Annotated in this window: 11 protein-coding genes; 2 read left to right on the top strand and 9 right to left on the bottom strand. The window is 65.9% G+C overall.

Going from position 1 to position 14135, the window contains the following annotated elements; all coding sequences use genetic code 11:
* Window positions 1-37 precede the first annotated feature (37 nt).
* The gene (locus HGBR_RS05240) at window positions 38-931 is read right to left on the bottom strand and encodes a glycosyltransferase family 2 protein (protein ID WP_218915937.1); all 894 of its coding nucleotides are present in this window, start codon (window positions 929-931) and stop codon (window positions 38-40) included.
* Window positions 932-948: 17 nt separating this feature from the next.
* Window positions 949-2580, bottom strand: coding sequence for a tyrosine-protein kinase domain-containing protein (locus HGBR_RS16510; protein WP_019158275.1), 1632 nt, complete (start codon window positions 2578-2580; stop codon window positions 949-951).
* 168 nt (window positions 2581-2748) lie between these two features.
* Between HGBR_RS16510 and HGBR_RS05230 the strand changes: the two genes are divergently transcribed.
* Window positions 2749-4035 (top strand): adenylosuccinate synthase, encoded by a 1287-nt coding sequence (locus HGBR_RS05230; protein ID WP_026077360.1) that lies wholly within the window; start codon window positions 2749-2751, stop codon window positions 4033-4035.
* 11 nt (window positions 4036-4046) lie between these two features.
* Here the strand turns inward: HGBR_RS05230 and HGBR_RS16505 are convergent, their stop codons facing one another.
* The gene (locus HGBR_RS16505; RefSeq protein ID WP_019158273.1) at window positions 4047-5282 is read right to left on the bottom strand and encodes a hypothetical protein; all 1236 of its coding nucleotides are present in this window, start codon (window positions 5280-5282) and stop codon (window positions 4047-4049) included.
* A 21-nt stretch (window positions 5283-5303) separates the two neighbouring features.
* Window positions 5304-7637 carry a phosphoribosylformylglycinamidine synthase subunit PurL gene (purL, locus tag HGBR_RS05220; protein WP_026077359.1) on the bottom strand — a complete coding sequence of 778 codons (2334 nt, stop codon included), beginning with the start codon at window positions 7635-7637 and terminating at the stop codon, window positions 5304-5306.
* A gap of 119 nt (window positions 7638-7756) precedes the next feature.
* Between purL and trhO the strand changes: the two genes are divergently transcribed.
* Window positions 7757-8644 (top strand): oxygen-dependent tRNA uridine(34) hydroxylase TrhO, encoded by an 888-nt coding sequence (gene trhO / locus HGBR_RS05215; protein WP_019158271.1) that lies wholly within the window; start codon window positions 7757-7759, stop codon window positions 8642-8644.
* Between the two features lie 15 nt (window positions 8645-8659).
* Here the strand turns inward: trhO and HGBR_RS16500 are convergent, their stop codons facing one another.
* The 5 genes from HGBR_RS16500 to purD all read right to left on the bottom strand — a co-directional run bounded on the left by HGBR_RS16500 (window position 8660) and on the right by purD (window position 14042).
* The gene (locus HGBR_RS16500) at window positions 8660-9718 is read right to left on the bottom strand and encodes a DUF6882 domain-containing protein (RefSeq protein WP_019158270.1); all 1059 of its coding nucleotides are present in this window, start codon (window positions 9716-9718) and stop codon (window positions 8660-8662) included.
* Window positions 9719-9745: 27 nt separating this feature from the next.
* Window positions 9746-10507 carry a phosphoribosylformylglycinamidine synthase subunit PurQ gene (gene purQ, locus HGBR_RS05205; RefSeq protein ID WP_245533273.1) on the bottom strand — a complete coding sequence of 254 codons (762 nt, stop codon included), beginning with the start codon at window positions 10505-10507 and terminating at the stop codon, window positions 9746-9748.
* Between the two features lie 14 nt (window positions 10508-10521).
* Complete coding sequence (gene purS, locus HGBR_RS05200; protein WP_019158268.1) at window positions 10522-10788, bottom strand: phosphoribosylformylglycinamidine synthase subunit PurS; 267 nt, start codon at window positions 10786-10788, stop codon at window positions 10522-10524.
* A 93-nt stretch (window positions 10789-10881) separates the two neighbouring features.
* The gene (locus tag HGBR_RS05195; protein WP_019158267.1) at window positions 10882-11844 is read right to left on the bottom strand and encodes a glycosyltransferase family 2 protein; all 963 of its coding nucleotides are present in this window, start codon (window positions 11842-11844) and stop codon (window positions 10882-10884) included.
* On the bottom strand, window positions 11841-14042 hold the full coding sequence (gene purD, locus HGBR_RS05190) for a phosphoribosylamine--glycine ligase (protein ID WP_026077357.1): 2202 nt from the start codon (window positions 14040-14042) through the stop codon (window positions 11841-11843). The genes HGBR_RS05195 and purD overlap by 4 nt, the downstream gene beginning before the upstream one ends.
* Between the last annotated feature and the right edge of the window lie 93 nt (window positions 14043-14135).

The following is a 14135-nucleotide window of genomic DNA, read 5'->3' as shown; positions in this document are numbered from 1 at the left end:
AGATCGTGCGTGAAGAGCGGTTCTCCGACCCCTCGCGTCACTGGGAGGCCTGGGAAATGAGAGACAGCTCCTCACGGAGCGTCGTGAACGGTGTGACTGCAGGATTGCGCAGGCGCCGAGCTGCATTCACGACAGCATTCGCTGCTGAGGCCGCGGTGAGACCAAGGCGGAGGACCGTGGGGTTCGTCCACTTTCGGGCGTAGACGAACCGTGACCGTGTCACCCACAGGGTTCGGAGCGTCGAGTCGGTCGAACCGCCGCCCTCGTGGACGAGAGTGATCCTCCCGATGCGGACGCGCGGCAAGCCCAGCAGTGAGAACCGCATCTGCAGATCCACTTCCTCGCTGTTCATGTGGTACGACTCGTCGAATCCTCCGACCGCGTGGAACCAGTCGGTGGGCACCAGCAGACACGCACCCACCAACCAATCCACCGGGGTGTCCTCCTCACCCACGGCGGACAGGTCGTGGCCGACCGCGCGGTGGAGGGCAGGCAGATGGCGCAGGCGCACCAGAGGGCTGAGCCATTCCGCGATGTGGTGGCGGGGCTGTTGGAACCGGCGTGCGGAGAACGACTCGTTTCCGTCCTCATCGACCATGCGCGGTCCCGTTATCGCGGGCATCCACGGGGCGGACAGATCGACGAAATCACGGATGAAACCGTGGGGCAGCTGCACGTCGGAGTTGAGGATGAGCATGAGCGGGGTCGACACCAACGCAGCGCCCGCGTTGACCGCTGCGCCGAATCCGCCGTTGCGGGTCCGCCGTGTGACGGTCACTCCACGGTAATCCGTGGGAAAGGGGCGAGGTGATTCGTCGTCGGTGACGATGATCTGCGACGCGGGAAGTCCGTCGTCCAGAAGGAAATCGATGACCGGCATCGTCGCCAGCGGGTCTCCGTAGAAGGGGATGACGACGGAGACCTCGGACAAGGATCCGTGCATAGCGGTCACGTCTTCCGACGCTGCTGGGCGCGAGCCTCACGCCGTGATGACGGTGCCGTACCGTTCGATGCTGTGGCGTCAGCTGACGGAATCACGGGCACGGCGCCGGTCGGGGGCTCGCTGTGGGGAGTGTCAGAGGTCGACGGGATCCCGGACGAGCGATACGACGGTACCGGTCTGACGGCGGGCTGGGTGATCTCCTCGACGCTGCCGGTCTTCGATGCCTTCTTCCGCAGCTTCTTGTCGCCGTAGTAGTAGTAGCTCTTCTGATACTTGCCGTAGCCGTACCCGTACTCCGCGTCTCCGTAAACCAAACGGCCGATGGCCTTGGTCGACGACTGGTTGAGCACCGTGCCCAGGATCGGAGAGCCCACCTTGTCGAGGTTTCCGAACGCCCGAGTGAGGTGCTCCTGCGTCGTCTCACCCGCGTGGACGACGACGATCGCTCCGTCGGTGTGCACACTCAACAGGACAGCGTCGGTCACAGGAAGCAGTGGCGGAGCATCGATGATGACGAGCGCCTCTGCGCTGAGGCGCTCGATGATCTCCTTCATCTTCCGCGACCCCAGCAGTTCGGAGGGGTTGGGCGGGAGCTGGCCCGCTGGGATGACGAACAATCCCTCGACGGGTGTGGCCGTGATGACCTGGGACAGGTCGACAGCGCCCGCGATGACCTGCGTCAGCCCCACTGTTCCGTCGACCTGGAAGGAGTGGTGCACGGTCGGCCGCCGGAGGTCCGCGTCGACCAGGACCACTCGTTGGCCTGATTCCGCAACGACGCGTGCCAGGTTGCCCGCGATCGTCGACTTGCCCTCACCCTGGAACGATGAGGTGATGACGATGGCCTGTGGGGGACTGTCCACGTTCACGTAGCGCAGGTTCGTCCGCAGCTTCCGCAGCGCCTCGCGGGCTGCGAAATCGTCCGGCTCGTCGATGAGGCCCTCTTCACGTTTCACTGCGGGAGCGGAGGGCAGGACCGCCAGATTCGGATGCTCGGTGATTGCCTCGAGGTCGCGTGTCGTGCGGATGCGCGTGTCGATCCGGAACCGGTAGTACGCGAAGCTGTAGCCCAGAAGGAGGCCGATGCCTCCCCCGGCCAGCACGAATGCGGAGTAGTTCGGAGAGACGGGGGAGCCGGGCAGTCCTGCATTCTGGTAGGGCTCCAGCGTGACCGGCGGGTTCTCGCGGACCTCGCCGCCGTTCTGCATCTTGTTGGCCTCTTCCGCGACTGCCTCGATTGCGGCATTGGCCCTCTGTTGTGCCTTCTCCGCCGTCTCCGCACGCGCGACGACGGTGATGATCGGCATGTTCGGGTCGACGGTCGCCTCGAGAGAACCGGCGATGGCTCCGGCGCTGTCCTCGGTCTCCGTGCGCTCTGCGACGCCCTCAGCGACTGACTGGGTGCCGAAGAGGGGGACGTAGGTCTGGGCGACCGACAGAGTGGCGGTGTTCAGATTGCTGATCCCCTGAGCGTCACCGCCGGTGCTGGCAGTCACCACATAGCCCAGAGCGGAGGCCTCGAACACCTGCGGGCGCGTCAGTGCGACGCCGAAAGCGATCACAGCGCCCACGACGGCGCACGCGGCGATGAGAACCGCATGCCGGATCGTCATGCGCAGGAAGTCTGAGACTGTCATCGAGTAGTCCTCGTCACGAGAGTTTTTCAGGGAGGAAAGGCGACCTTCATCGTACCGTGATCGGACCATCGCACTGCGCGAGTCGTGAAAGCTGTGGTGCGGGGGACTGGGCCGGGGGGAGCGGTAGGCTGTCTTCGCAGAGTCCGTCTATCGCATGAGGTGATCGCAGTGCCAGCTCTGGTCGTCGTGGGAGCCCAATGGGGCGATGAAGGCAAGGGGAAGACGACGGACATCCTGGGGACCCGCGTCGATTACGTCGTGAAGCCCAACGGAGGGAACAACGCAGGCCATACCGTCGTGGTCGCCGGGGAGAAGTACGAGCTGAAGCTCCTTCCAGCCGGAATCCTGTCGCCCAACGTGACCCCTGTGATCGGCAATGGAGTCGTCGTGAACCTCGAAGCGCTCTTCGAGGAGATCGACATGCTCGAATCACGTGGCGCCGACACCTCCAGGCTTCGCGTCTCGGCTGGCGCGCACCTCGTTGCCCCCTACCATCAAGTACTCGACAAGGTGACGGAGCGCTTCCTGGGTAAGAGGGCTATCGGCACGACCGGCCGCGGAATCGGCCCCGCGTACTCGGACAAGGCCGGGCGCCTGGGGATCCGAGTGCAGGATCTGTTCGACGAGTCGATCCTGCGGCAGAAGGTGGACGGTGCACTCCGCCAGAAGAATGAACTGCTCGTCAAGGTCTACAACCGCCGTGCGGTCCTCACAGACGAGATCGTGGAGTACTTCCTGTCGTTCGCGGCGCGGCTTGAACCCTACGTGTCAGACACGTCGAAACTCGTGAACGACGCTCTGGACCGCGATGAGCTGGTCGTCATGGAGGGCGGTCAGGCGACGATGCTGGACGTTGACCACGGCACCTATCCATTCGTCACCTCGTCCAACCCGACTGCCGGTGGTGCCTGCGTGGGCGCGGGGATCGGCCCCACGCGGATCGATCGGGTCGTGGGCATCGTGAAGGCCTACACCACGCGTGTGGGTGCGGGGCCGTTCCCCACCGAGCTGTTCGACGAGATGGGCGAGCACTTGCAGAAGAAGGGTGGGGAGTTCGGTGTCAACACCGGACGGCCTCGCCGCTGCGGATGGTACGACGCGGTCGTTGCCCGCTACGCGGCGCGGGTGAACGGCTTCACGGACTATGTCCTCACCAAACTCGACGTGTTGTCAGAGCTCGAGACGATTCCCGTGTGCGTCGCGTACGACGTGGATGGTGTGCGCCATGACGAGATGCCCATGACGCAGACCGGTTTCCACCACGCGAAGCCCATCCTGGAACATTTCCCCGGATGGCAGGAAGACATCTCCGGTGCAAGGACGTTCGATGAGCTCCCGCCAAACGCTCAGGCATACGTGGAGGCATTGGAGCGCCTGTCGGGATGCCGCATCTCCGTGATCGGAGTGGGACCTGACCGCGAGCAGTCGATTGTGAGGCACGACCTCATCGACTGACGCAGCGATGCTCAACGGGGTCGCGTGGTGCGAAGCGGTTTCAAATCCGGTCCTTGTTCGTCGCGCAACGCGACCAGCTCTGGATCGGTGGTTTCTGCGTACATCGCGTAAGCAAGGGCCAGCCCCCACCAGAGTGTGAAGAACACTTCGCCCAGCCGCGACGCGCATAGCAGCAGTGCGACCGCAAGAGCCTGAGATGCGAGGAGTTCGTGGCTCATCAGTGATTTGAACGGACGGCCCATGACGACGAGTGTGGTCAATACCGCAAAGGCCAGCCACACATATCCGCCCTCGACCTGCGCACTCCAGAACGAGTTGTGGAAGAACCACGTCCGGTCATCCAAGAACACATAGGCCTCACCTAGGCCGGTGCCATACCACGGGCTTTCGTCGACTTTGATCTGGGACGCTGCATCGATGCGCCCGCGCAGGAGGTCAGAACCGGCGCGATCCTCGAAAGCCCCGACCTGGGCGTAATTGTTCTCTATGAAGTCGATGACCCAGAACATCCCGATTGCCAGAACCCATTTGACAATGTTGGGGAGTTTTGGCGACAGAAGCACCCAGAGAATCGCGAACGCGAAAGCTGCCATCGATGTCCGAGAACCCGTGAGCCACAGGCACCCCAATGTAATGACCACCGTCATCGATCTGGAGACATACGACTTCTGAAAGGCGAAGACAAGAATGCCCAGGACGCAGTACGCGAGCCCTGCTACGTTCTTATCGCTGATGAGACCCGTCAGGTAGTCCCCGTAGACTGCGGAATACGCGACACCGAGGACATAGTTCGCAGGGACGTTCACGAGCAACGCCGCGGCGAAACCGTAGACAGTCGCTTTGAGGCTGATCCTTCCGGAGGCCAGGCAGAGCGCATAGGCGACGGTAGCGACGATGCGGATCAGCCGGAGCCTCCAGTCCGCGGCGTCGGGGGACGGGACTGCGGCCGCGGACACGACGGCGATATAGATGAAGCCAGCGCAGAAGACGGGGATCACAACCCGGGTGACCCGCAGTTCGTGAACTGGTGCGCGGAAGAACGCGATGGTGACCAGCCCTGCGATCAGGAGTTCTTGCGTGGGAACCCCACCCGCAGCGGGGATGAGCCCGGCGACGACGATGAGCGCGAACCCAGATAGGAAGTCGAAGAGGTTGAGGTCGCCGACGTCCTGCGCACCCGCCTTCAGACGGTCGCGCAAGCGCGCGCCGTGGTGCGCCGATGACTTATACGCGCGGTCGTCGGCCATCCTGCTCCTGCCGTCCTCGTATCAACCGAACTGGCGCGGCAATGTGCCCTGGTGGGCGGCCGCCAGTTCCTCCAGACCGATCGAGAAGTGATCGACGAACTCCAGTGCGTTCGGGTGCTCGTCGTCGCCCACATCGGTCATACCGATGCGTACGAACGGGATACCGCGAGCAGTGCACATGTCGGAGAATCGCACTTCTTCGCTGCGCGGCACAGCGACAATGGCGCGAGCGGTCGACTCGGAGTACAGCGCGGTGAAGAGGTCGATCCCGTCGCGCTCCAGCAGTTCCGTGACCCAGATCCGTGCGCCCGTGCCCCACCGGAGCGCGGATTCCACAAGGGCCTGCGCCAGCCCGCCCTCCGACAGGTCGTGGGCCGCGTCGATCATGCCGTCGCGGGACGCGTTGATGAGGATCTCGCCCAGCAGCTTCTCGTCCTCAGGCCGGTACTGCGGCGGGACACCGCCCAGGTGGCCGTGGACCACATCCGCCCAGGCGGAGCCGTCCAGCTCGTCCTGCGTCGTGCCCAGCAGGTAGATCGTTTGCCCCGGGGAGCGCCAGCCGCTGGGCGTCGCACGCAGCACGTCGTCGAAAACTCCCAGTACTCCTACGACAGGCGTGGGGTGGATCGCGGTGGTGCCCGTCTGGTTGTACATCGACACGTTCCCGCCAGTGACCGGAATCCCGAAATCGACGCACGCGGAGGAGAGCCCTTCGACGGTCTGCGCGAACTGCCACATGATCTCCGGGTCCTCCGGCGACCCGAAATTCAGGCAGTCGGTCACGGCCAACGGGCGTGCACCTGCGGTCACGATGTTGCGGTGGGCTTCCGCAAGTGCGAGCTGGGCTCCCAGAGCCGGATCGAGATAGCTGAACCGTCCGTTCGCGTCGGTGGCCAGTGCGATCCCCCGTCCGGTCTCCTCATCGACACGGATCACGCCTGCATCGTCAGGGAACGCGAGTGCCGTGTTGCCCTGGACGTAACGGTCGAACTGAGAGGTGATCCAGTCCTTCGCACACAGGTTGGGAGACGCGGCGAGGTCGAGGACCGTCTGACGGAGTTCGTCGTCGGTCGCCGGCTTCGCAAGGCCGGCCGCATCCACCGTGTTGGCGCGAGTCGCTTCCGTCCAGCTGGGCCGGGACATAGGGCGGTCGTACACCGGTCCATCATGTGCGACGGAACGTGGCGGAACGTCGACGATGATGTCGCCCTGCCACTCGATGACGAGACGCCCGGTGTCGGTGACCTCACCCAGAACGCTCGCCTCGACCTCCCACTTGTCCGTGATGGCGAGGAACTCGTCCAGCTTGTCCGGGCGGACGACTGCCATCATCCGCTCCTGCGACTCCGACATGAGGATCTCCTCAGGCGTGAGCGTGGGGTCGCGCAGCAGAACCTCCTCGAGGTTCACATGCATCCCGCCATCGCCGTTCGACGCCAGCTCGGACGTCGCACAACTGATGCCCGCAGCGCCCAGGTCCTGGATGCCCTCCACGGTGCCGGCGCGGAACAGCTCCAGGCAGCATTCGATGAGGACCTTCTCCGCGAAGGGATCGCCCACCTGGACGGCCGGTCGCTTCGACGGCTTCGAATCGTCGAAGGACTCGGATGCGAGAATCGAGGCTCCGCCGATCCCGTCGCCACCGGTGCGTGCGCCGAAGAGCACGACCTTGTTGCCGGTGCCGGATGCGTTGGCCAGGCGGATGTGCTCGTGGCGCATGACTCCCACGGCCAATGCGTTGACAAGGGGGTTGCCCTGGTAGCTGGAGTCGAAGACGGTCTCACCGCCGATGTTGGGGAGCCCCAGGCTGTTGCCGTAACCGCTGATTCCGCCAACGACGCCGGGGAGGACCCGGGCGGTGTCCGGGTGATCGATCGCCCCGAAGCGCAACTGGTCCATGACTGCGACGGGCCGTGCGCCCATCGAGATGATGTCGCGGACGATCCCTCCCACGCCGGTGGCGGCGCCCTGGTAAGGCTCGACGTAGCTGGGGCTGTTGTGGCTCTCCACCTTGAACGTCACGGCCCACCCGTCGCCGATGTCGACGACGCCCGCGTTCTCACCGATGCCGACGAGGAGGTTCTCCTTCATCTCGTCAGTCACGTTCTCGCCGAACTTCCGCAGATGCACCTTGGACGACTTGTACGAGCAGTGCTCCGACCACATGACGGAGTACATGGCCAGTTCCGCGGAGGTGGGGCGGCGTCCCAACACCTCCTTGATCTGCTGGTACTCATCCTTCTTGAGACCCAGTTCCGCGTACGGCTGCTCGACGTCAGGAGACTGTGCGGCGAACTCGACGGTCTCCTTCACAGTCTTGTCCGACGATGCGCCAGTGGAAGCTGTAGTGGTCATCGCAGTAGAACGCCCCTTCGGCAGAGTCCCAGGTCGGTATCCACCCCATCGTAGCCGCACCGATGCGCCGGAATGCGCCCCGTCATCGACGGTGCAGGAGTTCCGCTACCATCGCGGCCATGGCCACCCCCAAGATCCTCCTCTTCTACGTCTTCACGCCGCTCGCGGACCCTGAGGCCGTCCGTCTGTGGCAACTGGCACTCGCAGAGAAGAACTCACTGACAGGCCGCGTGATCGTGTCGCGTCAGGGCATCAACGCAACGCTGGGAGGGGACGTCTGGGATCTCAAGCAGTACGCGAAGGTGACGAAGTCATACGCACCGTTCCGCGACGCCGACATCAAGTGGTCGGACGGAACCGGTGACGACTTCCCTCGGCTGAGCGTCAAAGTGCGTGATGAACTCGTCACCTTCCAAGCGCCGGACGACATCGTCGTGACCGCGGACGGAGTCCGGGGCGGTGGCACTCATCTGAGCCCCGCGGCCCTTCACGAACTCGTCGAGGAGCGCGGCGACGATGTCGTCTTCTTCGACGGTCGGAACTCAATGGAGGCGCAGATCGGTCGGTTCCGCGACGCGGTGGTACCGGACGTCCGGACGACACGAGAGTTCCTCGACGAGATCGAATCCGGGCGCTACGACCATCTCAAGGGGAAGCCGGTGGTCACCTACTGCACGGGCGGCATTCGGTGCGAAGTGCTGAGCGTCCTCATGAAGAACCGCGGATTCGATGAGGTGTACCAGCTCGACGGAGGGATCGTCCGCTACGGAGAGGCGTATGGCGACACCGGTCTGTGGGACGGATCGCTCTATGTCTTCGACAACCGGATGCACATGGAGTTCAGTCCGGAGGCCCAGTCGTTGGGTTCGTGCGTGGGGTGCGGTGAGCGGACACCGCTCTTCGTCAACTGCTCGAACCAGGACTGCCGTACCCAGTATCTGCGCTGTGAGGCGTGCACGGCCCACGGCCGTGCCGTGACCTGCGGCGTCTGCACAGTGCCGGCTTGACGCGGGCTCCGTGCCTCAGCGACCGAAGAGGCGCTTGAAGAAGCCCTTCTTCTCTGGTTGCTCGTCCACCTGCTCTGACTGCGGCACTGCCTCAACAGGGCTGGGGCTGTCGGAGGGAGCGGTCTGCTCGGCGGGCGACTGCTGAGTGGCCGGAGACGCCGGGTCTTGCGCGGGGGTTTCGTCGGCCTCAACCGCGTCAGCGCCATCGTCATCGGGGACCTGCGTCGTCTCCGCCGGAGTGGCGGGAGCCTCGACCGTCATTTCTTCGACCCGCTTCGACGGGCTCGAGGCGACCAGTGGCTCCTCGCCTTCGTCGACGGCGAGTTTTCCGAAGGCCGCGGTTCCGGCGACGTGACCGGCAGCTTCGTACTGCTCGGCGGCCTCACCTTCGAGCGGCTGATGTGCTTGGCACGAGGAGACCCTGCCGGCATCGTCGAAGGTCACGTCCGCGGACCCGTCCGCGCACAGCAGACGGACACCGCCGTCTGGCAACGGTGCGGTCCGCAGGCCGCGCAGTTCCGCGTACGCGGACAACGCTGTGCGATGGTCCGACACGTCCGTGGTGGTGATCGCGGACGCCAGGGCCTTGACGACCGGCTTGAGTTGGGGCTCTCCCGGGTCCAGCCTGGAGTCGTCCACCAGCACCCAGACGGTCGTACCGCCGCCCGCTGGCACCGGATAGTGCGCCCATGCTCCGGTGATCGCCTTCGCCGCCAGTGTGTAAGCGGTCGGCGTCTCTGCGGACTCCACCGGCAGCTCGGGCTGCGTGAGCTCGGTGATGTCGCGCGCGGCTCCGTACTCTCGGATCTGCTGGGACAGCGCGATGACCGGTGTCGGGAATCCGTTGAGGTTGTCCCATCCCCAATGCCAGGTCCGATCGGCCCGCCGGTCGACGGAGGACCCGATCATGTGCGGCCGGAAGTCGACCGGATCATCACCCGTGAACCGCAGGCGCGGAGCCGCAGAGAAGTCGATGTCGAAGTCGCTGCCCGCGATGAGCACGCCGAACTTCTGCTGGACCTCTGCGGACAGAATGGCGGAACGGTCGACCAGCGCCTGGAGGGAATCGTTCATGCGCCCCACACTAGTGGAGCGTCCGGATCACTTCTGGAGCAGGCTGGTGAGCACGGAGGTGAAGAACGGCTGCCCGTCGACACCCGCACGCATGCCCAGAGCGGAATCCGTGCCGAACCCGGCCTCGACAGCATGCTCCGGGTGCGGCATGAGCCCCACGACGTTGCCCGCCTCGTTCGTGATACCGGCGATGTCTCGCTGCGAACCGTTGGGATTGAGCTCGTGGTAGCGCGCAATGACTCGGCCCTCTCCCTCGAGTCGATCCAGGGTCGGGGTATCCGCAACGAAGCCGCCCTCGCCGTTCTTCAACGGGATGGTGATCGTCTGTCCCGCAGCGAAGTCGCGCGTCCACGCCGTCTCCGCGTTCTCGATGACCAGGTCCTGGTCACGGCACACGAACTTCTGGTGGTCATTGCGGATGAGCGCACCGGGCAGCAGGTGCGATTCGCACAGAACCTGGAAGCCGTTGCAGATGCCCAGCACCGGCATGCCGCCCTTGGCCGCATCGACGACCGCAGTCATGAGCGGGGCGAAGCGGGCGATCGCGCCGCAGCGCAGGTAGTCGCCATAGGAGAAACCGCCGGGCAGGATCACCGCGTCCACACCGAACAGCGACTCGCTGCCGTGCCACAGCGCGACCGCCTGCGCGCCGGACAGGGTGACAGCGCGCATCGCGTCACGCTCATCAAGCGAACCGGGGAACTGGACGACGCCGATCGTGAGTTCCTGGGCGCCGGGAATCGTGCCGGTCTCGCCCGTGCCGCCCACCAAAGGTGTCGCGGTATCCATCGCCACGCGTGCGCTCATCGGTCGTCGACCTGGTCGTCCGCCGCGCGAACGGACACGACGTCCTCGATGACGGGGTTCGACAGAAGAGAGGTCGCCGCCTCGCGTGCGGTCGCCAGTGCCTCCTCCGTGACGTCGCCGTCCACTGAGAGATGGAAGAGCTTGCCCTGGCGGACAGCGGAGAATCCGGTCAGTCCCATCCGCTCCAGACTCGTGCCGATCGCCTTGCCCTGGGGGTCAAGGATCTCTGGCTTGGGCATGACTTCGACGACGATGCGACCCATGCGCGCGTGCTCCTTCTGCGGTGGAAAGACGTGATGGAGTTCAGTCTAGTCTGCGTCCTGGGCGGGAGAAGCATGAGCACCAGACCCCGACCATCAGAAGGTGCGCTTCAGATTCTGCTCTGTCTGCTGACCAGCGAGGCTGGCGGCCTCGACCCCGGAAGCGACGAGCTTCTCAGCGATATAGCGAGGCAGGAAAGGGATGACGCAGTCGATCGCGGCCCCGGCCTTTTCAACGGTTCCGGTGGAGAGCACTGTCGATTCGAGGGCGACGAGTTGTTCCCACAGTGTCGACGACCTGGTCTCTTCGACTGCCTGACCGTTCAATGCGGTGGGGTGCTTCTCATCGAACAGCCTGCGGGCTGCTCCTGAGTAATACGCGCGCTTCATGCGGACCCGAGTCGTGACAGCGGCCGCGTTGTGGGTGGTCTCAGCCGCCGGCGCCAGGATCACTCGGACGCCTGCTTGCCGCAGCCGGAACCCGTAATCGATGTCCTCCCAACCGTAAGCGCTGTAATCCGCGTCGTACTCGCCGACGCGGTCGTAGGTCGCTCGCGTGACTGAGCTGTTGCCCGCCCAGTAGACCCACGACTCGCCCACGGGGCGTGTGTATGCCTCCTCCCGAAAGCGGACGTCGCGCGGCCTCCCGTAGACACGGGCGTACCGGGTGTCGGAGAAGCGGTTCCGGTACAGCCCCACGACTCCCGCATTCGCGTTCTGCTGGTGCGTCTCGACATGGGCGTCGACGAACTCGGGGGCGGGTTCCAAGTCGTCGTCGCACCGAATGAGCACGTGTCCGCGGGCCTCGGCGAATCCTGCGTTGAGCGCGGCCACCCGCCCTCGGTTCTCCGGGAACTCGACGATGCGCAGCCGGTCCCCGAACGCCGCAATGAACCGTTCGACCGCGATCCGCGATCGGTCGATGTCGCCGTCCAGGACGATGATGACCTCGAAGTCGTCCCGTTCCTGCCGGTGCAGTCCCCCCAGCAGGATCGGCAGGCGCCGCACACCGCCGCGCGAGGGCACGACGACGCTGGCGGCCGGCGACGCGCTCGTCACGCCGGGAACTCTCGCCCCGTCAGACGCGTGAAGGCGTCGAGGTACCGCTGGCGCGTCCGCTCGACGACATCCGCCGGCAGGGGCGGAGGGGGCACGTCCCCGGACTTGTCCCAGCCGGACTCTGCTGATGTCAGCCAGTCGCGGACGAACTGCTTGTCGAAGCTGTCCTGCGCTTCGCCCGCCACGAACGACTCCGCGTCCCAGAAGCGAGACGAATCGGGGGTCAGCACCTCGTCCGCCAGCACGATCGCACCCTGCGCGTCCCGTCCGAACTCGAACTTCGTGTCCGCCAGCAAGATGCCCCGCTCCGCGGCGATCTGACGCGCCCGCTCGAACACCTGCAGCGTGAGGTCCCGCAGGCGCTCCGCGTCCTCCTCGCCCAGCAATCGCACGGTCGCGTCGAAGTCGATGTTCTCGTCGTGATCGCCCACCGCGGCCTTCGTTGCCGGGGTGTAGATCGCGGGGTCCAGCGGGCTCGCCTCGCCCAGGCCCTCCGGCAGCGCATTGCCGCCCACCGTGCCGCTGGCGCGGTAGTCGGCCAGGCCGGATCCCGTCAGATGCCCGCGCGCCACGCACTCGACGGGGAACATGTCCAGACGCGTGCAGATCATGCCTCGTCCGGCCACCTCCTGCGGCACATCGACGCTCACAACATGGTTGCCCACCAGATCGGCCGACTGGTCGAACCACCACAGGCTCAGCCCCGTCAGCACCTTCCCCTTGTCAGGGATCTCCGTGGGCAGCACCCAGTCGTAGGCGCTGATTCGGTCGGAGGCGACCATGAGCACCTCCGTCGCCAGCTCCAGCGCCTGCTCACCTTCGCGGATGTAGAGGTCGCGCACCTTCCCGGAGTACGCGTGCACCCAGCCGGGCACGGCTGGCGCGCTCGCCTCCTCAGTCGCGGACTCCGCCACCGCCGAGGCCCCGGGCACCGTGATCTGCCCGCGCTCGGCCTTGAGCGCGATGTCGGTCCGGTGCTGCACGCCGTCCCAGCTGATGTAGCCGGCCGCTTCGTAGGCGCGGGCTCGCGCCGCCGCCAGATCATCGCCCAGCGCGACGACGGACAGGACCCGTCCGCCACTGGTGACGAACTGGCCGTCGGCGTCCTTCGTCGTCCCCGCATGCAGGACGTCCACGTCGGGAAGCGCCAGCGCCTCCTCGAGCCCCGCGATCGGGTCGCCTGTCTGCGGAGCGTTCGGATAGTCCGCCGCGGCCAGGACGACCGTGACCGCGGGGCGCGGATCCCACTCGAGTGCGGGGTGATCGGACAGCGTGCCCTGCGCGGCGGCCAGCAGCAGCCCGCCCAGCGGAGTGCGCAGGCGCGTCAGGACGGACTGCGTCTCCGGATCGCCGAAGCGCACGTTGAACTCGATGACCCTCATGCCGCGGGAGGTGAGCGCCAGTCCGCAGTACAGGAGGCCCACGAACGGGCTTCCGCGTCGGGCCATCTCCTCGACGACCGGCTGGGCCACACGGGCGATCACGTCGTCCTCCAGGCCCGCGGGGACCCAGTCCAGCGGTGAGTACGCGCCCATTCCCCCGGTGTTGGGGCCGGCGTCGTCATCGCCGATCCGCTTGAAGTCCTGTGCGGGGGACAGGGGGACAGCCGTGGTGCCGTCGCAGACGACGAAGAGGGAGACCTCCGGCCCGTCCAAGTACTCCTCGATGACGACGCGGTCGGCCGCTGCCAGGCAGCTCTCCGCATGCGCCAGCGCCTCGGCACGGTCCTCGGTGACGACGACACCCTTCCCGGCCGCCAGGCCGTCGGCCTTGACGACGTAGGGAGCGCCGAAGCGGTCCAGTGCTTCCGCTGCCTGCGCGGGATCAGTGGCGGCCACCGCCTGCGCGGTCGGCACCCCCGCCGTCTCCATGACCTCCTTCGCGTAGGTCTTCGACCCCTCGAGGGTCGCGGCCTCCTGGCCGGGGCCGAACACGGGGAACGACGCCTCGCGCAGCGCATCCGCGACGCCGGCGACCAGTGGGGCCTCAGGGCCCACCACGATGAGGTCGACGTCCAGTTCGCGGGCCAGCGCCACGGCGGCCTGCGGGTCTGTCTGGTCCAGCGGGCGGGTGTCGCACAGCAGGTCGATGCCTGGGTTCCCGGGTGCGGCGATCACCGCGCCGACCTGCGGGTCGCGGGACAGGGCAGAGACGAGGGCGTGTTCGCGGGCGCCGGAACCGATCACAAGTACCTTCACGCGTCTCACAGTAGTCGGTGCGGCGCGCCGGTGTCCGTGAAGGGGCACAGGGTTCGAGGGCTAGAATCGCCGTGTCCGTGTCCCTGAGGAGAG

The organism is Brevibacterium senegalense (assembly GCF_000285835.1).
GTDB lineage: Bacteria > Actinomycetota > Actinomycetes > Actinomycetales > Brevibacteriaceae > Brevibacterium > Brevibacterium senegalense.
Note: the sequence above shows the minus strand (reverse complement) of the source record. Positions and strands in the feature narration are given on the sequence as shown.

Coding starts and splice junctions, on each gene's coding strand:
- HGBR_RS16510 (WP_019158275.1), bottom strand. CDS start 2,580: ATGACAGTCTCAGACTTCCTGCGCATGACGATCCGGCATGCGGTTCTC.
- HGBR_RS16505 (WP_019158273.1), bottom strand. CDS start 5,282: ATGGCCGACGACCGCGCGTATAAGTCATCGGCGCACCACGGCGCGCGC.
- purL (WP_026077359.1), bottom strand. CDS start 7,637: ATGACCACTACAGCTTCCACTGGCGCATCGTCGGACAAGACTGTGAAG.
- trhO (WP_019158271.1), top strand. CDS start 7,757: ATGGCCACCCCCAAGATCCTCCTCTTCTACGTCTTCACGCCGCTCGCG.
- HGBR_RS16500 (WP_019158270.1), bottom strand. CDS start 9,718: ATGAACGATTCCCTCCAGGCGCTGGTCGACCGTTCCGCCATTCTGTCC.
- purQ (WP_245533273.1), bottom strand. CDS start 10,507: ATGGATACCGCGACACCTTTGGTGGGCGGCACGGGCGAGACCGGCACG.
- purS (WP_019158268.1), bottom strand. CDS start 10,788: ATGGGTCGCATCGTCGTCGAAGTCATGCCCAAGCCAGAGATCCTTGAC.